The organism is Streptomyces sp. NPDC048370 (assembly GCF_043200825.1).
Taxonomy (GTDB): Bacteria; Actinomycetota; Actinomycetes; order Streptomycetales; family Streptomycetaceae; genus Streptomyces.
Genome location: NZ_JBICYI010000001.1, coordinates 41,677 through 60,021, shown reverse-complemented (window position 1 = coordinate 60,021; position 18,345 = coordinate 41,677). Strand labels below are relative to the sequence as shown.

Sequence of the window (18,345 nt, the reverse complement as noted above, 5' to 3'; positions counted from 1 at the left end):
GCCCGTCCGGGTGGCGTTCGCGGGGTCGAGCACGCCGTGGACGAGGACCACCGGCCGGGGATGGGCCGTGCTCGGCCATCCGCCACGATCCGGTGCCGACTCCCACCCGGCCGGGCGTGCCTTGTGCGTCGCGCACAACGGGGAGGGACGGAGCCCCCGCGGGCCGTCGTGGTCCGCTCGCCGGGTTACGCCTGCTTCTGCGCGTCGATCTCGGCGATGAGGCCCTCGATGAGGCTCTTGATCTCGTCGCGGATCGGGCGGACGGCCTCGACGCCCTGGCCGGCCGGGTCTTCGAGGACCCAGTCGAGGTACTTCTTGCCGGGGAAGACCGGGCAGGCGTCGCCGCAGCCCATGGTGATGACGTAGTCCGACGCCTGGACGGCCTCGGTCGTCAGGACCTTCGGCTTCCGGTCGGAGATGTCGACGCCGACCTCCTTCATCGCCTCGACGGCGGCCGGGTTGACCTGGTCGCCCGGGACGGATCCGGCGGAGCGGACCTCGATGCGGTCGCCGGCGAGGTGGGAGAGGAATCCGGCGGCCATCTGGGAGCGGCCGGCGTTGTGGACGCAGACGAAGAGGACGGAGGCGAGGGGAGCAGTCATCGGTTCTTCCTCGGGCAGGGATGGATCAGGGCTGCCGCCAGCCCAGGCTGGTATCAGCGTCGGGTGATGTGACAGTATCAGTCCATGATGACGTCAGTCGATACTGATCTGATCCGGGTGCTGGGTGATCCTCTGCGCCTCCAGATCGTGACCCTGCTCGCCCGCGAGACGCTGTGCACCACCCACCTCGTGGAGGAGACGGGTGCCAGGCAGACCAACCTCTCCAACCATCTGAAGGTGCTCCGAGAGGCCGGGGTGGTCGAGACCGAGCCCTGCGGCCGGTTCACCTACTACCGCCTGAAGCCGGACGTCATCGAAGCCCTGGCCGGGCAGTTCGCCGCCCTCGCCGAGACCGCGCGCGCCAACGCCGCCGCCAAGAGAGCCTGCCCGTAGCCTCTCGCCCACCTGCCGAGGAGTACCTGCCCGTGACCGCCACCGAGCCCGCCGCGAGCGACGCCATAGCCACCGACACGTCGCCGCAGCCCGCGCCCGGCGCCACCCCGCCCCGTACGCCGCTGGTCGCCCGGGCCGCCGCCGAGTTCGTCGGCGCCGCCGCCCTGGTGGCGATCGTCGTCGGCTCCGGCATCCAGGCCACCGATCTCACCGACGACGTCGCGCTGCAGCTCCTCGCCAACTCCACCGCCACCGTCTTCGGACTCGGCGTCCTGATCGCCCTCCTCGGCCCGGTCTCCGGTGCGCATTTCAACCCGGCGGTCACCCTGGCCGAGTGGTGGACCGCCCGCCGTGGAGGCGCGGGCGTGAACGCCCGTGGGCTCGCCGCGTACGTCCCCTCCCAGATCCTCGGCGCGATCGCGGGCGCCGTGCTGGCGGACGCGATGTTCGGCGAGCCGCTCGTGGAGTGGTCCACGCACGACCGCTCGGCGGGGAACCTGCTGCTCGGGGAGGTCGTCGCGACGGCGGGCCTGATCCTGCTGATCTTCGGCCTGGCCCGTACCGACCGGCTCCGCTTCGCACCCGTCGCGGTCGCCTCGTACATCGGCGCGGCCTACTGGTTCACCTCGTCCACGTCCTTCGCCAACCCGGCGGTCACGATGGGTCGGGCCTTCACCGACACCTTCGCGGGGATCGCGCCTGCCTCGGTCCCGGCGTTCGTCGGCATGCAGCTGATCGGCGCGGCAGCGGGCCTTGCTCTGGTCGCGGTCATCTTCATGCGCGGCAAGACGCAGGCCGAGTGACGCGCGGCTCGGACGGGCGGTGCCTGGGGGTGAACCCGGGGCCGCCCCATGATCAGTCGACGTGGGGGCTGCGGCGTTCGACGAGGACGGTGTCGCGCCAGACGCCGTGGTGGCGGCCGACGCGCTCACGGGTGCCGATGACCCGGAAGCCGGCCCGTTCGTGGACGGCGAGGCTGGCCGTGTTCTCCGGGAAGATGCCCGACTGGACGGTCCAGATTCCCGCCGCCTCCGTGGATTCGACGAGCGCCTTCAGGAGCGCGGAGGCGACGCCCCGGCCCCTGGCGCGGGGGTGTACGTAGACCGAGTGCTCGACGACGCCGGCGTACGCACACCGGTCGGAGACCTTGGTGGCGGCTACCCAGCCGAGTACGTGCCCGCCCTCGTCGAGGGCGGCGAAGCGGTGCTCGGGCAGTTTCGCCGCGTCGAACTGCTCCCACGTGGGGGCGGTGGTCTCGAAGGTGGCGTTGCCCTCGTCGATGCCGGCCTGGTAGATCGCGACGACCTCGTCGGCGTGGTCGGCGGTGAGGGGCACCACGATCGTGGAGGTGGTCATGCGGCGGCCTTGCTGAGGACGGCGCCCATGGCGGCGAGGACGGCGGGTTCGACGCGGTAGTAGACCCAGGTGCCGCGCCGCTCGGAGGAGAGCAGGCCGGCTTCCTTCAGCTTCTTCAGGTGGTGGGAGACGGTCGGCTGGGAGACGCCGACGTCGGAGATGTCGCAGACGCACGCCTCGCCGCCCTCGTGCGAGGCGATCGCCGAGAAGAGCCGCAGTCGGACGGGGTCGCCCAGTGCCTTGAACATGGCCGCGGTCCGTTCGGCCTCCTCTGCCGTCAGCTGACGCTCGTTCAGGGGTGGGCAGCAGGCCTCGACCTCGGGCTCCAGCAGGGGCAGCGCCTTCGTATTCGACATACGTCTATGTTGGCACATGTCGAACCAAGCATCTGGGGTGCCTGAATAGATGAATGTCTATGTTGACGCTTGTCGATATGGGTGCCATGCTGGGCCGCAAGAGATCGATAAACGTCGAAGCACGGGAGCTGCCTCATGAACGCCACCCGCACTACCCCCGACCAGCTGCCTGTCGTGGTCATCGGGGCCGGGCCCGTCGGTCTGGCCGCCGCGGCGCACCTGGTCGACCGGGGCCTTGAGGCGCTGGTCCTGGAGGCCGGGGCGCAGGCGGGTGCGGCGGTGCGCGAGTGGTCGCACGTGCGGCTCTTCTCCACCTGGGGCGAGCTCACCGACCCCGCGGCCGAGAAGCTCCTCGCTCCCACGGGCTGGGTGAAGCCGGACGCGGGCACGTATCCGACCGGCGGCGACTGGGCGGCGCAGTACCTGCAGCCCCTCGCCGACGTCCTCGGCGTGCGTGTCGGCGCCCGGGTCACCGGCGCCTCCCGAGCGGGCCGCGACCGGATCGTCGACGCCGACCGCGGCACCCAGCCCTTCACCGTCCACGTCGCCCACGCCGACGGTCGCGAGGAGCGGATCCTCGCCCGTGCCGTCATCGACGCCTCCGGCACCTGGTCCACCCCGAGCCCGGCCGGCGGCGACGGCCTCCCGGCTCTCGGAGAGCGCGCGGCGGCCGACCGGATCTCCTACCGCGTCCCGGACCTCAAGGACCCCGCCGTGCGGGCACGTTACGCGGGCAGGCGCACCGCCGTGATCGGCTCCGGCGCCTCCGCGTTCACCGCGCTGGCCTCCCTCGCCGACCTCGCGAAGTCCGAGGACGGCACCGGCACGCACGCCACCTGGATCCTGCGCCGCGGCATCTCCGGCTCCACCTTCGGCGGCGGCACGGCCGACCAGCTCCCTGCCCGCGGCGCGCTCGGCCTCGCCGCCAAGGCCGCGGTCGACGAGGGGTACGCCGACGCCGTCACAGGCTTCCGCACGCGGGCGATCGAGCGCGTCGACGAGCAGCTCGTACTGGTCTCCGAGGACGGCCACCGCCTCGACCCGGTCGACGAGGTCGTGGTGCTGACGGGCTTCCGCCCCGACCTGTCCTTCCTCGACGAGCTCCGCCTGCGCCTTGACGAGCGGCTGCAGGCACCCGTCGCCTTGGCTCCGCTGATCGACCCGAACCAGCACTCCTGCGGCACCGTATATCCGCACGGCGTGAAGGAACTGTCCCACCCGGAGGAGGGGCTCTACCTGGTCGGCATGAAGTCCTACGGTCGCGCGCCGACCTTCCTCGCGCTCACCGGCTACGAGCAGGTCCGGTCCGTCGTCGCCGCGATCGCGGGTGACCGCGCGTCCGCGGAGCGCGTGGAACTCGCCCTGCCCGAGACCGGGGTCTGCGGCGGCGCCGGCCTCTTCGACCAGCCGCAGACCGACGGGGCGGCCGAAGGCGGCGGTTGCTGCGCCCCCGCTCCCGCCCTCGTCCAGCTCGGCACCACCACCCCGGCACCCTCCTGCGGCGCGTGACCGATCTGACCGACCTGACCGGGACACGGCCGGGACATGGTCGGGCTCTACCCGAGAGAGATCGCAGACGTGTGGGGCCGGCCTTCCGCGTCAGTACGAGCGGCTGGGCGGGCTCTGCCGACGCCCTTCGGCCTGGATCGCGTCTGCCGGGACCTCGAAGACGAACACGATGCCGTCCTGCTCGTTCCCCTGCTCACCGACGCGCGTGAAACCGAAGCCCGCGAGGGTGGCAAGGGACGCGCTGTTGTCCGACTTGATCCTGGCCCGCACGGTCCTGACGTCGGGTTCGGCGGCGGCCCTGGCGAGCAGGGCCGTCAACATGGCGCGGGCATAGCCCTGGCGGCGGTACCGGGGCACGACGGTGTAGCCGACCTCGACCATCCCGGCCTCGTCCGGCGGCCCGTGGAACCCGGCGTCGCCGACGACGACCCCGTCCGGCTCGGAGACGACCGCCCGCGTGGTCCAGGGCGCGGCGGACGGGTCCTCGGTGAGCTGGTCGGCGCGATGGCCGAAGATCCAGCGGGCCCGGTCACTGACGAAGTGTTCGTCAAGGTCGACCCCGGCCTCGGCGCTGCCGCCGGCGAGGTCACCGTCGGCAAGCGCCCGCAGCGCCTTCGCGCTCAACTCGACGAAACGGACGTGCTGGGGCGTGGAGAGAGGTTCGTTGCTCATCGCGGAGATGGTCACCCGGCGCCGCAGGCCTGTCCACAGCTTTATGCCCGACCGTCAGCTTTACGCCCGACCGGCGGCGCCGACCTCCGCCTTCCATTCGTGGACGAGGAGTCCGAGCAGGACCTCGTCGAGGAACTCACCCATCACCCAGGCCGAGGAGCGCAGCACGCCCTCGCGGACGAAGCCGTTGCGCTCGGCCGAGCGCAGCATGGCGGTGTTGTCGATCAGGGTCTCGATCTGCAGCCGTTGCAGGCTGCGGACGACGAAGCCGTAGTGGCACAGCACCGCCACCACGTCGGTGCCGTAGCCCTTGCCGCGAGCGGACGGCAGCAGGCCGAGGCCGACGTGCGCGGACCGGTGGTGGTTGTCGATGCCCCACAGCGTCGCCGTGCCGACCAGGGTGCCGCCGTCCAGCTCCACGACAGAGAACGGGACGTGCCCTTCCTCCTTGTCGTCCACCACGAGCCGTGAGTCCTTCGAGCCGGGCGCGATCGGCCGCCACGGCCGGCTCTCGGCCCGCGAGGAGCCGGCCACGTCGTCGTAGAGCTCGGTCCGCAGGATCGGGATGTCGTCCTCGTGCCGGGCCCTGAGCCCGACCTTGGTTCCTCGCAGCATGGAGGTTTCCTATCCGACCGAGCTCGACGACGGCAAATGAATATGCCGGCGTCTAGGACCTGTCCCCGCCGATCCGCTGTTGCAGTTCCCACAAGTTCCGGAACAGGCCCGGTTGTCGGGTGAGCTGGTCGTACGTGCCTTCCTGGACGACCCTGCCCCGGTCGAGGACGACGATTCTGTCGGCGACGGCCACGTTCGCGAGGCGGTGGGTGATGAGGAGGATCGCCCGGTCCTTGGCCAGTTCCCGCAGGCCGGAGAAGATGCGGTGCTCGGCGCGGGCGTCGAGCGCGGCCGTCGGCTCGTCCATCACCAGCAGGGACGCCCGGCGGTGGAACGCCCGGGTGAGGACGACCCGCTGCCACTGGCCCCCGGACAGCTGCTGGCCGCCGAACCACTCCGCCGTCAGCAGCGTGTCGAGACCGGACCGGAGGCCGGGCAGCATGTCGCTCGCCCCGGAGGCCTCACAGGCCGCGAGCACCGCCGCGTCACCGGTGTCCCCTTGGCCGAAGGTGATGTTGTCCCGCAGGGTGAGGGGCAGGTACGTGAACTTCTGCGGCACCAGAGCGACATGCTTCCACGCCTCCCACGGCTCTAGCGCCTCCGTGGTCGTGTGGTCCCACGCCACCGCACCGTGGGTCGGCAGGAGCAGACCGCAGAGCAGCCGCGACAGCGTGCTCTTGCCCGAGCCGTTCTCGCCGATCAACGCCACGATCTCACCGCGCTTCACGTGCAGGGACACCGAGTCGATGCTGTCCTTCGTCGCGCCGTCGTACCGGTAGGTGATGTCCCGGGCCTCGAACCGTTCCGGCGGCGCCGACAGCACCTTCGCGCCGCGCGAGGCCGTCATGGCCTGGCCGTGGGCGTTGTCGAGGAACCGCTGCCAGTCCTGCACGTACCAGCCGGTGCGCACGAGCCGCGCCCCGCCGTTGATGATGCCGCGAACGGATACGGTCGCCGTCTGGAGCGCGAAGACCGCCCCACCGCCCGCTGCCAGGTCCATGCGGCCGGAGGCCAGGAGCCACAGGAGGACGCCCCAGACGGTGGCCGAGGCGATCCCGCCGACGGTCGCGCCGGCCAGGCCCATCCAGGCGCCGGTGTCCGCCGCCCCGCGTTCGGCGGCGTTCACGGAGGCGGCCAGGCGCCGGTAGCGCTCGGCGAGGAACGGTCCGGCCAGACAGGCCCGCATCTCCTCACTGGCCTCCGTGTACGCCGTGTGCCAGCGCAGCTTGTGCAGCATGCGCCGCCGCCCCGAGGTCTCCAGGCCCGCCAGGTACAGGACGCGCGCGGCCCGCACGTACGCGGCGGCCTGCGGCAGGCACGCCAGGAGCAGCAGGGGGAGCAGCGCGGGGTGCAGTACGGCGAGTACGGTTGCCCCGGCGGCGAGCGTGGCCGCGGCGGCCAGCACGTCCTGCGCCTCCGCGACGAGGTCGGGGGTGACCTGGGCGCCTCGGTCGGCGATGTCGTAGAAGTCGTTGTACCCGGGCTTGTTGTTCGCCGCGAGCTCGGCGCCGAGCGCGGCCTCGATCATCGTCAGCTCCGCCGCACGGGCCAGGACCGGCCGCAGCCGACCGGTCAGCCACGTCACGGCGGTCCCCAGCAGCGCCCGCAGCCCGGTCGCGCCGGCGATGACCGCCAGCTGCGGGGCGGCCTCCCGCAGCCGGTCGGTGATGTCGCCCGAGGAGATCAGTGCGGTGATGGTCCCGGTGACCGCGAGCAGTCCCAGGGCGGCGAGGACGCCCGTGCCGATCTGGCAGACCAGCAGCCCTGCCGTCGCGAGGCGGTCCACCTTCCAGGCCATCCTCAAGGACCGCGCCACGAGGGAGGGGAGTCGACGGGCCATCGTGCCGGTCGTCATCTGCGCACCGGCCTGCAGCCGCGACTCGTCCCGGTACCGGAACTCCTCCTCATGAGCGGTGCTGCCTGCTTGGTCAGGTGTGTCTGTCGAGGTCAATGGGGCTCCCTGCAACGCGAGAACGACTGGGTCGCGCTGCTCAACGAGCCCCTCTGGATTTCGAACACCTGTGTTTGAGCCGGACGTCGAACCCCGGGATCACACGCGTGTCGGAGCGTGGGTGATGCACCCACCCCGATACCGCAACGGGTATGCGCCGACGCGGTGCTGGCCGAATCGCCGACACCGCTACTCGGCGATCTCCGTACGCTCCCACCACTCGTACACCCGCAGGGTGCCCTCCGCCGTGTCCTCCCGGCGGGGGGTCTCCCTGAAGTGTTCGTACCCGCCCAGGTGCGGGATCTTCAGGTCCTGGCCGGGGGTCTCGATCGGGACGACCCGGGCCGGCAGGTCGGCCGGGCCGCCCTCCAGGAATGCCTTGTGCTCCATGGCACCATTTTCGCGAGTCCTGCCCCGCCCCGCATGCCGGGGAGCCCGCTACGGCACGTCTGTGAGGCGGCCCGTCACCACCAGGTCGCCGTCCGCCGTGCGCCGCGCGAGGTGGCCGGTGCGGAAGTAGCCGTCGGGGGTGAAGCAGCGTGCGTTCTGCTCGGGCGCCCGGTAGTAGCCGCGCAGGGTGTACGGACCACGGGCCAGCAGCTCCCCGGGCTCCCCGTCGGGCACGTTCCCGCCGTCGGCGTCGACGATCCTGATCTGGTCGTCGGGCGAGAGCGGACGGCCGTGCGTGGTGAGCACGGTCTCCTCCGGATCGTCGGGCCGGGGGAGAACGAGCAGCCCCTCGGCCATACCGAAGACCTGCTGCGGACGGCAGCCCCAAGCGGAGCCGATCCGGTCGGCGGTCGCCCGGTCGAGGGGCGCGCCGTCGATCTGTACGAGACGCAGACCGCTCAGGTCGGCCCGGACCGTCGGAAGCGCGTCGAGCCAGAGCCGGGCGACCTCGGGCACCACCGACGTGACCGTGACCCGCTCCCGTTCGACGACCGGAAGACACTCGGCGGCTTCCGGGCTCTCGACCAGGACCACGGTCCCGCCGACGGAAAGGGTGCCGACGATGCCGGGGGAGCCGAAGGCGAACGGGGAATCGGCCGGCAGCACGGCGAGGTACACGTCGTCCTCGGTCAGCGACACCGACTCGGCGGCGGCCCGCGCCTGATAGGCGAAGTCGTTGTGGGTGCGCGGAACGAGCAGGGGCGCGCCGGTGCCACCGCCGGAGAGCAGGAAGAACGCCACCTGGTCGGCGCTCTGCATGAGCGCCGGCTCCGGCGCGGCGTCGATGGCGCCCAGCGGGCTGTACTGGCAGCCCGACGGGTCCGTCGTCAGCCCGCCGTACGGGGACGAGGCCCCCGGCGCATCGAGGGTGAACACCCGCCGGAGGAAGGGCCAGCGGGCCGCGATGTCCGCCGCGAGGGCCGTGTGGTCGAAGCCCCGGTGGTCCGCGGCCGCGACGTAGCCGACGGCCTGGGTGGCCCGCACGAGGTCGGCAACCCCGGACGCGGGGTGCGAGAGGGGACAGAACACGGGGACCGCGCCGGCGCGCATCAACGCGAAGACGGTGACGACGAGCTCGGGAACGTTCGGCAGCTGTACGACCACCCGGTGCCCCGGCCGGATGCCGCGCAGCCGGAACCCGGCGGCCATGCGGTCCACGCGCCGGTTCAGGGCCGCGTACGTGAGGCGGGTGTCACGGTGGACGAGCGCCGTCCGAGGCCCGTACTGCAGGGCCCAGCCGCGCATGAGGTTGTCCAGCGTGTTGCCACGCCAGTGCCCGGCCGCCCAGTAGCGGTCGACGAAGACCTCGGGCCAGGGCGTACAACCGTCGAGCATGGGTGCCATTCGCTTCTTTCCGTGCCTGCTTCCGAACGACCCGCACGCGTGCGGGTCGGTTGACCTCGGCAATCCAAACGGTCAAGTCCTCTCCGAACAATGCGCATTCCCGACCAGGGACGCCGAATCCCCTCGGCGGAAGATCCAACGCACGCCCCTGACCAGCCGCACCTTCCCGGACCACAAGGACTGACGGATCTCCGCTGCGAAAGGGGGCGTGGCCTGGTTGACTCGGAGCAACCGACACCCGAGGGAAGCTCTCATGCGCACTCTGATCAGCACGGCCTTCATCTCGCTCGACGGCGTCGTGGAGGCACCGGGCGGCGAGCCCGGTTACCGCAACTCCGGCTGGACCTTCAAGCACACCGAGTTCCTCCCGGAGTCCTTCGAGATCAAGGGGCGGGAGCAGAAGGAGGTCACCGCGATGCTGATGGGGCGCGTCAGCTACGAGGCGTTCAGCCCGGTGTGGCCGGACATGGAGGACTTCGCCGACTACAAGGAGATGCCGAAGTACGTCGTCTCCACCACGCTCACCGACGAGCAGCTGGTCACCAACTGGGGCGACACCACGATCCTGCGCTCGATCGACGACGTGGCCGCGCTCAAGGAGACCGAGGGTGGGCCGATCATCGTGCACGGCAGCGCCTCGCTGAACCAGGCCCTGTCGGACGCGGGCCTGATCGACCGCTACCACCTGCTCGTCTTCCCGCTCCTGCTCGGCGCCGGCAAGCGGCTCTTCAGTACCAGTGACAAGGACGTCCAGAAGCTGAAGCTCGTCGAGCACGAGGCCTACGCCAACGGCCTGCAGAAGCAGGTCTTCGACGTCGTCCACTGACGACGACGCCACCAGGACAGCGGCGGACCGCTCGGATTCCCGGCCCGCCGTCCCCGCTGTCCCCTGTGCGACCCGACGGGTGATGTCCGTGCGGGTCGCCGGGCCGTCGGCCGCCGCGCGGGCGCTCCCGGCCGATACTCCGGCCATGACCTCAGCCCGTTCCCCCCGGCGGTCGCGCCGCGCCGTCGTCGCCGCGCTCACCGCACTCGTCGCCCTCAGCACCTCGGTCACAGCCGCCGGCAGCGCGGCGGGCGACGGTGGCCACCGCCGGGCGTGCACCGGTTCCCGTCTGCCCGACCACGGCAACGGTGACGGCACGGCACGTGACGTCCTGCGGGTCGCCGAGCAGGCCATGACCGACATGGACCTCAAGTCGGTGATCCTGCGGGTCACCGTCGGCGGCCGTGACGTCATCACCACCGCACTCGGCGAGTCGATGACGGGCGTGCCGGCCGACCCCGCCATGCACTTCCGTAACGGCAACGTGGCGATCAGCTACATGGGCACGGCGCTCCTGCGCCTCGTCGACCAGGGCAAGGTCGGCCTCGACGACCCCGTCGCGCGCTGGCTGCCCGACCTGCCGAACGGCGCGAAGATCACCCTGCGCATGCTGGCCGCGTCCACCACCGGCCTCGCCGACTACGTCCCCCTGCCGGAGTTCCAGCAGGCCGTCTCCGCCGACCCGTTCCGCCGGTGGACGGCCGACGAGCTGGTGGCCCTGTCGACCGACGAGCCGCGCTGGTACGACCCGGGCACGAACTGGAGCTACTCGCACGCCAACTTCGTCCTCCTCGGCGCCGCCCTGGAGAAGATCACCGGGACCCGGCTCGACGTCCTGCTCCGCAAGCAGGTCACGGGTCCGCTCGGACTGCGCGAGACCCGCAACAGCTTCACGCCCGACATCCCCGAACCCGTCCTGCACGCCTTCACCGCCGACCGGGGGACGTACGAGGAGTCCACCTTCTGGAACCCCTCGTGGACCACCGCCCCCGGCGCCGTCCAGACCACCGACATCTGCGACCTGGCGCGCTCGGCCGCCGGCCTCGGCTCGGGCGAGCTGCTGTCCCCGGCCTCGTACGAGCAACTGCTGAACCCGGGAACCGTCGGCCTCGGCCACGCCACCCCCAAGTGCCCCGCGACCGTCTGTATCGCGAACACCGAAGCCACCCACTACGGCATGGGCGTGGTCGTGCTGGGCGACTGGATCTCCCAGCACCCCCTCTTCTTCGGCTACTCCGCCTCCATGGACTACCTCCCGTCCGAGCGCCTGGCCATCGCCGTCTCGACCACGCAGGACCCGACGGCCACGGACGGCCACACCGCCCACGTGATCGCCCAGCGCATCGCGGCGGCCATCGCCCCCGGCCACCCGATCCCCGACTTCGGCTGACCCTCACTCCGCCTCGTGCCCGCCTCGTGCCCGTCCCGTACCCGCCTCGTACCGGCCCTCCCCGTGCCGTACGGGCCGAGGTTCTGACCGCTGCCCGGCCGAGATCATCCCCATCGGCCGGGAAGAGGTGCATGCTGGGCACCAACACCGGTCGAATTCCTGTCTGGAGGCCGAAAGAGTGAACGGCGGCAACGGGAGGCGGCGCCTGACGCGCCGCGCCTCGGCCGGGCGCGGGACGGCGGCGCACCGCTTCGCCCGTGCCCGCGGACGGTTCGGCCCGGGCAGCGGCGAGGTCCCCCTCGACCGGCTCACCACACGGGGCCGGCTCGCCTGGCTGAATTCCGCGGGCTCCAGTATCGGTACCACCCTTGACCTGGAGCGCACCGCCCAGGAGCTGGCCGAGTTCACCGTGCCCGGCTTCGCCGACGGGGCCGCCGTCGACATCCTGGAGAGCGTCCTCAGAGGCGACGAGGGCGCGCGGTGGACGGGCGCGGGCGTCCCGCCCATGCGGGCCGCGGCCCTGTGCGCCGTCGACGGGCTGTCCTCCCTGGAGCCCACGCCGGTGGGCGAGACCTTCGTCCGCACCGAGCAGGCCCACGAGACGCTGCTCCACCGCTACTGCCTGCGGCAGGGCAGGCCGGTGCTGGTGAGCCGGATGCGCGACGCCGACTACCTCAGGGTCGCGCCGACGGAGAGCGCCGCCGCGAAGATGCGCGCCGCCGGCGTGCACAGCTACCTGGCGGTGCCCCTGATCGCCCGAGGACTGCTGCTCGGCAGCGCCGACTTCGTCCGCGGCCGAGGAACACCGCCGTTCTCCTCCACCGACCTCGCACTCGCCGAGCAGCTCGCCTCCCAGGCCGCCGTCAACATCGACAACGCCCGGCTGTACGGGCGTGAGCGCGCGCACGTCGTGTCGTTGCAGCGCAGCCTGCTGCCCCGCGCGACCCCGGTGACGCCGGGGCTGCGCGTTCACGCCGAGTACGCGCCCTCGACGGCCCACCACGGGGTCGGCGGGGACTGGTACGACGTCATGGCCCTGCCCGGCGGACGTACGGCCCTCATGGTGGGCGACGTCATGGGCCACGGGCTGCCCGCCGCCGCCACCATGGGGCGCCTGCGGGCGGTCGCCCGCACCCTGATGACCCTGGACATGGCACCGGAGCGCGTCCTCGCCCGGCTCGACCTGGCCACGCGCGACCTGGAGGACGAGCAGGTCGCCACCTTCCTCTGCGCGGTCTTCGACCCGGCCGACTCCACCTACACGCTGGCCAGCGCCGGGCATCTGCCACCGCTGCTCCTCGACGGACGGGGCGCCGCCGAGTTCGTCGACGTACCGATCGGCGCCCCGCTCGGCGCGGGAGTGATCCCGTACGACCCCATCCGACTGAAGGTCCCCGTGGGCGGCCATCTGGTCATGTACACCGACGGCCTCGTCAAGTCCCGGCAGGCGGACCTGGACCACCAGCTGGAGCGCCTGCGGTCGGCAGCCCGCGGCCTGAGACCCGAGGCGCTCGAACGCGGGGGACTGACGGAGCGCGCCCCCGCCGACGCCCCCCGCTTCGACGAGGCCGTGCTCCTCGTCGCGACGACCGCCGAGGGCACCCCGGCCGAGCTGCGCGAGTGGCAGCTGCCGCACGAAGGGCGCGCCGCGTCCGTCGCACGGGGCCTCGTCACGGACCAGCTGGCCGCGTGGGACCTGGCCGAGCTCGCCGACGTCTGCGAACTCGTCGTCTCGGAACTCGTCGGCAACGCCCTGCGGTACGGCAACGGCCCCGGCCGGCTCCGGCTGCTGCGCGGCGAACGCCTCGTCGTGGAGGTCTCGGACACCGGACCCGACCTGCCCCAGATCCAGCACGCGGACCTCAGCGACGAGGGCGGCCGTGGCCTGCAGCTCATCAACATGCTCTGCCGCAGGTGGGGTTCCTGCCGCACCGTGACCGGCAAGGTGGTCTGGGCGGAGCAGAACCTGCCCTCCTGAGAGAGCCGCGATGCCCCCGAGGACCGCGCAAGGCCCCTCCCCGGTGAGGGGAGGGGCCGTACCCGTGGGGGGGGCGGTGTGCGGACCTACAAGGTGTGCGGACCTACAGCTCCTTCACCCGGATGTTGCGGTAGGAGATGACGTCCGTCGTGCCGTGGACCTGGAGGCCGATGTAGCCGGAGGCGTAGCGCCGGCCGTCGGTGCCCGGGTCGTCGGCACGCGGCGGCTGGAAGAGCTGGCCACCGGTGTTGTCGAACTCGTTGATGAGCTTGCCGTTGCGGAAGATCGAGTAGTGCTGGCCCTCCACACGGATCTCGTAGTCGTTCCAGGTGCCCTTGGGCGTCACACCCGCGCCCGCGAGGCCCACCCGGTCGAAGCCGTAGACCGAGCCGGACTTGTACATGTCGCCGTCAGGCCGGTCGAGGACCTGGATCTCATGGCCGTACTTGATGGCGACCCACTCCGGACGGGTCTCCTCGGGGTTGTCGTGGACGTTCGGGAAGCGCACGAACACCCCGCCGTTGGCGTTGCCGGCGCCGGGGGCGTCGTCGCGCCACTGGAGCTTGAGCGAGAAGTCGCCGTACTGGCGCTGCGGGAACCACAGCATGCCCATGCCCGGCACCGTGGTGCTGCTGGTCATGGCCCCGTCCCCGCTCAGCGCGAACTTTCCGCCGCCGACGTGCTGCCACTTCGAGAAGCTCGCGGCGGTGCCGTCGAACAGATCGCGGTACCCCTCGGTCTGGCCCGGCTTGCCGATGCCCGACTGCTTGGCGGCGCGGTAGATCTTCTTGTGCTCGCGGGTGTCGATGACGCCGTCGGCGAGCAGCCGGTCGATCACCGTGTCCACGTGCTTGAGGAACAGCGCGTGCGAGGACCAGTCCTTCTCGTCCTCGATGAGTTCGTTGACGGTGCAGCGGCTGTTCGTCATCCGGTTCGGGATGCCGGTGTCGACCGTCCCGACGATGACCGTCAACCGTTCGTCGAACTCGGGGCAGTTGGGAGCCGGCACCCCGCCGCCCTCGGCGACGGTGAAGGACACGCTCCTGGCCGTGGAGGTGTTCCCCGCCTTGTCCGTCGCCCGGTACAGCACCGTGTGGTGGTCGACGCGATCGACGATCACCGGGTTGGTGTAGGCGAGGTACGGGCCGCCGTCGAGCGAGTACTCGATCCGCTCGACGCCCGAGTCCGCGTCGGTCGCCGAGAGCGTGACCGTGGCGCTGGTGATGTACGCGCCGTCGGAGTTCCGCACGCCCGCGACCGAGGCGGAGGCCTCAGGCGCGGTGGTGTCGGGATCCGGCTGCGTCACGACCGTGAACGCGACGGACTTCTCGGCGGCCGCGTTGCCCGCCTTGTCGCTCGCCTTGTAGCGGACGGTGTGGCTGCCCGCCTGATGCACCATCACGGGCGCCGTGTACGGCTGCCAGGCGCCGTCGCCGATCGCGTACTCGATGGTGTTGACGCCCGACCCGGTGTCGGACGCGGTCACCGTGACCGTGGCCATGTCGAGATAGCGGCCCTGGTCGTCCCGTTCGCCGGTGACGGTCGCCGAGGTCTCCGGCGCCGTCGTGTCGTCGGTGGGCGGGGGAGCGACCGTGAACGCGGCGGTCTTCTCGGCGGCCGTGTTGCCGGCCTTGTCGCTCGCCCGGTAGCGGATCGTGTGCGCACCGACCTGGTCGACGACGACCGGGACGGTGTACGGCTGCCAGGGGCCGTCGGCGCCGACCGCGTACTCGACCTTGTCGACGCCCGATCCGGCGTCCGTCGCACCGAGCGTGACCGTCGCCTGGCCGATGTAGGCGCCGTCGGAGTTACGGTCTCCCTCGACCTTCGCGGTCGTCTCCGGCGCGGTGGTGTCCTCGCCGCCGCCCTCGGTGACCGTGAGGATGCCCTGCATCTGACCGTGGCCTGGGATCGTGCACTTGAAGAGGTACCGGCCCGGGGTCAGCGTCACCTCGGCCGTGTGCCGGCCGCCGTTCGCGTCGTTCGGGTTGGCCAGGATGTTGAGCGGTACGTCGTTGTTGTACTCGGGGTCGGAGACGTCGAACGTCAGGGTGTGCGGCATGCCGGTGGTGTTGCCGCTCGCCGTGCTGTTCTCGAAGACGATCGTCGTCGGACCGGCCACCGCCGTGGTCGGGAACTCCAGGTAGCGGTCGATCGGATCGCCCGCCTTCCAGGTCAGCACCTGGGCCGCGGCGGCCCGCGGCCCGTCGTCGCCGCGCACTCTGTCGTCGGTCCTGCCGTAGGCCGGGGCCGAGGTCAGCCCCACGACCATCGCCACGGCGGCCAGCAGGGCCGCCCACAGGCTCGGGCCTCTCTGTCTCATCGTCAGGCTCCTGCTCACCGCGCCGCCTTCCGTGCCAGCTGGTCCGCGGTCGGGGTCGGCCCGCCGCCCTTGTAGGTCACGCGCCACAGCGCGGATTCGGTGTGCGAGGTGAAGAAGCCCCGCCCGTAGTCGAGGACGTACAGCGAACCGTCAGGGGCGAACTTCCAGTCCATCAGGTTGCGGATTCCGCCCTGCCCGACCGGGATGATCTTCTTCAACGACTCGGCGTGCACCGGCAGGCCACCCTTGCCGACCGTCTTCGGGTCGGTCAGCACGGCGTGCCGCGGCTGGTCCCCGTCGTAGAAGTCACCGACGAACCACCTGCCGTCCCAGTACGACGGCCACTTGACGGTCGACTCGCTCGCCGCGTCGTAGCGGTAGAGCGGGCCGTTCATGGTCGCCTGCCCGCCGCCCTTGAGCCACGGCAGCAGCAGCTTCTGCTCCTCCTGCTTGTAGCTCGGGACGCCGTTCGCGTCCCTCGGATAGTCCACGCCGCCGCCCTGGGGCGAGTACCAGATCGTGTTCGACGTCACCGGCGGCAGGTTCACGAGGCCGTCGTTGTTCGGCGACTCGTTCTTCGGGGCGTTGCAGTCGTACCAGCCGAGCGGCTTGCTCGGATCGGTCAGGCCCCGATCCCGGTAGGGCTGCTTGTTGCCCATGCAGTACGGCCAGCCGTGGTTCCCCGCCTTGGTGATCGCGGCGAACGTGTCGTACTTGGCCGGACCCCATGTCGTCGACGGCGCGCCCGCGTCCGGGCCGACCCAGCCCGCGTAGAGGATGTCGGTCTTCTGGTCGACGGAGATGCGCGCGGGGTTGCGCACGCCCATCACGTAGATCTCGCCGCGGGTCTTGCCGCCGCCCTCGTCCGGCTCCTCGCCCGTGAAGAGATTGCCTTCGGGGAGGGTGTAGGTGCCGTCGTCCTCGGGGTGGATCCGCAGGATCTTGCCGTTGAGGTTGTTGGTGTTGCCCGAGGTGCGGCGCGCGTCCGCGAAGGAGACGCCCTTGAAGTTCGGTGCCGGGTTGTTCCCGGAGTAACCGCCGCTGGAACCGGACGAGTTGGTGTCTCCGGTGGCGATGTAGAGGTTGCCCTTGGAGTCCCAGGCCATCCCTCCGCCCGCGTGGCAGCAGCTGTGGATCTGGACCGGCCAGCTCAGCAACACCTTCTCGCTCGCCAGGTCCAGCCTGTTCGTCGCGAGGTCGAGCGTGAAGCGGGAGACCCTACGCTCGCCCATGTGCGCGTCCCGGTCGATCCGGGAGTGCGGCGTGTAGTGGAGGTAGACCCAGCCGTTGGTCATGAAGTCGGGGTCGAGCTCGATGCCGAGCAGCCCCTCCTCGTTCTTGATCAGCTCGTCGCCGCCGCCCTTGTTGCCGAAGACGGTGAGCGCACCGGCCTTGGTGACCTGCTTGGTCTTCGGGTCGTAGACGTGGATCTCGCCGTTGCCCTTGCCGATGTCCGGGTTGCTCCAGTCGGTGACCACAGGCACGCTCCCGTCGGCGCCGCCGCGGCCGATGTACAGGATGCGCCCGTCGGGAGCCGCGACCAGGCCGTGCGGCTCGCCGATCTGGTCGTTCCGGCCTGGCTGGTTGGGCTTGGTGACGCGCTCCGCGGTGTAGTTGGCGTCGATGGTCGCCTTGCAGTCCGCCTGGGAGGTACGGGAGGTCCAGGCGATCGCGCCGCGCAGATGGTCGCGGAAGTCCGTCTCGGCGTAGCTGTCGACGGTGCCGCCCATGGCGGTGTAGAAGGACCGGCCGCCGTCGTAGTCACGGCACCAGGACACCGAATGGTCCCAGCCGTTCGGCTTGGCCGCCGGCTGGAACGAGGCTTCCCGGACCCGCGCCACGGTGTGCACGGTGCCGGACGGGTTGCGGTCCCAGTTGAACCACTTGTCGGGCCGCTTCCATTCCAGCGGAAGGGCCTTGGTGGCCGGGTGCTGCCGGTCGCCGACCTCCACGACCGCGCGCTGCGTGCTGCTCGGTGCGCCGGTGGGCCTGGCGCCGATCAGACCGGTGAACCAGGTGGAGTACGGCTCGGTGCGGGCGGCCTCGTGGACGCCGACGAATCCGCCGCCCGCTTCCATGTAGGCCTCGAGGCCCGCCTCCTGTTCCGGGTCGAGCACATCGCCGCCCCCGGTCAGGAACACCACCGCGTTGAACCGGCCGAGCCGCTTCGCGTCGGTGAAGACGCCGGGGTCGTCGGTGGCTTCCGTACGGAAGCGGCCTGCGGCAGGCCCGGTGAGGCCGATGCTCTCGACGGCCGAGATGCCCGCGTCGACCGTCGGTGACTCGGCGGTCGCCGACCCGTGGAAGACGAGTACGCGTACGTTCGCGCCGCCCGGCGGGCTGGGGAGAGACAACGTTGTCGACGCCATGGTCGACGGTGGATCCGGATACGGTCTGGCCGAGGCGGGGTCCCCGCCGAGCAGTGAGGCCGTCAGGGCTCCTGCCCCAAGTGCCGCCACGGCAAAGCCTGTTCTTGATCTCGACCGGCGATGTGGTGTGCGCTTCATGGGTCACCCATCCCTCTGAGGTCACAACAACAGCCGTTGAAGCTAGACCTCTTTGCGCGGTTCGCCAAGGGCT

At 71.2% G+C, this 18,345-nt stretch carries 16 protein-coding genes; 6 read left to right on the top strand and 10 right to left on the bottom strand.

Annotation, left to right across the window (positions count from 1 at the left end):
- Window positions 1-185: 185 nt before the first annotated feature.
- The gene (locus tag ACGFYP_RS00260) at window positions 186-602 is read right to left on the bottom strand and encodes an arsenate reductase ArsC (protein WP_393485033.1); all 417 of its coding nucleotides are present in this window, start codon (window positions 600-602) and stop codon (window positions 186-188) included.
- An 84-nt stretch (window positions 603-686) separates the two neighbouring features.
- On the opposite strand from ACGFYP_RS00260, the gene ACGFYP_RS00255 reads away from it, so the two are divergent.
- Together ACGFYP_RS00255 and ACGFYP_RS00250 are read left to right on the top strand one after the other, a co-directional pair.
- The gene (locus tag ACGFYP_RS00255) at window positions 687-995 is read left to right on the top strand and encodes an ArsR/SmtB family transcription factor (protein ID WP_393485032.1); all 309 of its coding nucleotides are present in this window, start codon (window positions 687-689) and stop codon (window positions 993-995) included.
- A 32-nt stretch (window positions 996-1,027) separates the two neighbouring features.
- A complete protein-coding gene (locus tag ACGFYP_RS00250) occupies window positions 1,028-1,798 on the top strand; it encodes an aquaporin (RefSeq protein WP_393485031.1) in 771 nt (256 codons plus the stop codon).
- A 52-nt stretch (window positions 1,799-1,850) separates the two neighbouring features.
- Here ACGFYP_RS00250 and ACGFYP_RS00245 read toward each other — a convergent pair whose 3' ends face one another.
- Window positions 1,851-2,351, bottom strand: coding sequence for a GNAT family N-acetyltransferase (locus ACGFYP_RS00245; RefSeq protein WP_393485030.1), 501 nt, complete (start codon window positions 2,349-2,351; stop codon window positions 1,851-1,853).
- Entirely contained in the window at window positions 2,348-2,707 is a 360-nt protein-coding gene (locus ACGFYP_RS00240) for an ArsR/SmtB family transcription factor (protein WP_393485029.1), read from the bottom strand. The genes ACGFYP_RS00245 and ACGFYP_RS00240 overlap by 4 nt, the downstream gene beginning before the upstream one ends.
- Window positions 2,708-2,842: 135 nt before the next feature.
- On the opposite strand from ACGFYP_RS00240, the gene ACGFYP_RS00235 reads away from it, so the two are divergent.
- Entirely contained in the window at window positions 2,843-4,216 is a 1,374-nt protein-coding gene (locus ACGFYP_RS00235) for an NAD(P)-binding domain-containing protein (protein ID WP_393485028.1), read from the top strand.
- Window positions 4,217-4,306: 90 nt separating this feature from the next.
- On the opposite strand, the gene ACGFYP_RS00230 is transcribed toward ACGFYP_RS00235, so the two are convergent.
- The 5 genes from ACGFYP_RS00230 to ACGFYP_RS00210 form a co-directional block, all read right to left on the bottom strand.
- The gene (locus tag ACGFYP_RS00230) at window positions 4,307-4,888 is read right to left on the bottom strand and encodes a GNAT family N-acetyltransferase (protein ID WP_393485027.1); all 582 of its coding nucleotides are present in this window, start codon (window positions 4,886-4,888) and stop codon (window positions 4,307-4,309) included.
- A gap of 60 nt (window positions 4,889-4,948) precedes the next feature.
- Window positions 4,949-5,503, bottom strand: a complete 555-nt coding sequence (locus tag ACGFYP_RS00225) for a GNAT family N-acetyltransferase (protein WP_393485026.1) — start codon at window positions 5,501-5,503, stop codon at window positions 4,949-4,951.
- A gap of 52 nt (window positions 5,504-5,555) precedes the next feature.
- Window positions 5,556-7,454, bottom strand: a complete 1,899-nt coding sequence (locus ACGFYP_RS00220) for an ATP-binding cassette domain-containing protein (protein WP_393485025.1) — start codon at window positions 7,452-7,454, stop codon at window positions 5,556-5,558.
- 189 nt (window positions 7,455-7,643) lie between these two features.
- Window positions 7,644-7,844, bottom strand: a complete 201-nt coding sequence (locus ACGFYP_RS00215; RefSeq protein ID WP_361955630.1) for a DUF5988 family protein — start codon at window positions 7,842-7,844, stop codon at window positions 7,644-7,646.
- 48 nt (window positions 7,845-7,892) lie between these two features.
- On the bottom strand, window positions 7,893-9,248 hold the full coding sequence (locus ACGFYP_RS00210) for a (2,3-dihydroxybenzoyl)adenylate synthase (protein WP_393485024.1): 1,356 nt from the start codon (window positions 9,246-9,248) through the stop codon (window positions 7,893-7,895).
- A gap of 253 nt (window positions 9,249-9,501) precedes the next feature.
- Here ACGFYP_RS00210 and ACGFYP_RS00205 point away from each other — a divergent pair, with 253 nt between their 5' ends.
- From ACGFYP_RS00205 to ACGFYP_RS00195, 3 genes are all read left to right on the top strand, one after another.
- The gene (locus ACGFYP_RS00205; RefSeq protein WP_393485023.1) at window positions 9,502-10,074 is read left to right on the top strand and encodes a dihydrofolate reductase family protein; all 573 of its coding nucleotides are present in this window, start codon (window positions 9,502-9,504) and stop codon (window positions 10,072-10,074) included.
- Between the two features lie 145 nt (window positions 10,075-10,219).
- On the top strand, window positions 10,220-11,464 hold the full coding sequence (locus tag ACGFYP_RS00200; protein ID WP_393485022.1) for a serine hydrolase domain-containing protein: 1,245 nt from the start codon (window positions 10,220-10,222) through the stop codon (window positions 11,462-11,464).
- A gap of 178 nt (window positions 11,465-11,642) precedes the next feature.
- Window positions 11,643-13,442, top strand: a complete 1,800-nt coding sequence (locus tag ACGFYP_RS00195; protein WP_393485021.1) for a SpoIIE family protein phosphatase — start codon at window positions 11,643-11,645, stop codon at window positions 13,440-13,442.
- A gap of 103 nt (window positions 13,443-13,545) precedes the next feature.
- On the opposite strand, the gene ACGFYP_RS00190 is transcribed toward ACGFYP_RS00195, so the two are convergent.
- Together ACGFYP_RS00190 and ACGFYP_RS00185 are read right to left on the bottom strand one after the other, a co-directional pair.
- The gene (locus ACGFYP_RS00190; protein WP_393485020.1) at window positions 13,546-15,765 is read right to left on the bottom strand and encodes an OmpL47-type beta-barrel domain-containing protein; all 2,220 of its coding nucleotides are present in this window, start codon (window positions 15,763-15,765) and stop codon (window positions 13,546-13,548) included.
- Window positions 15,766-15,779: 14 nt separating this feature from the next.
- Window positions 15,780-18,272, bottom strand: coding sequence for a ThuA domain-containing protein (locus tag ACGFYP_RS00185; RefSeq protein ID WP_393485019.1), 2,493 nt, complete (start codon window positions 18,270-18,272; stop codon window positions 15,780-15,782).
- Window positions 18,273-18,345 lie beyond the last annotated feature (73 nt).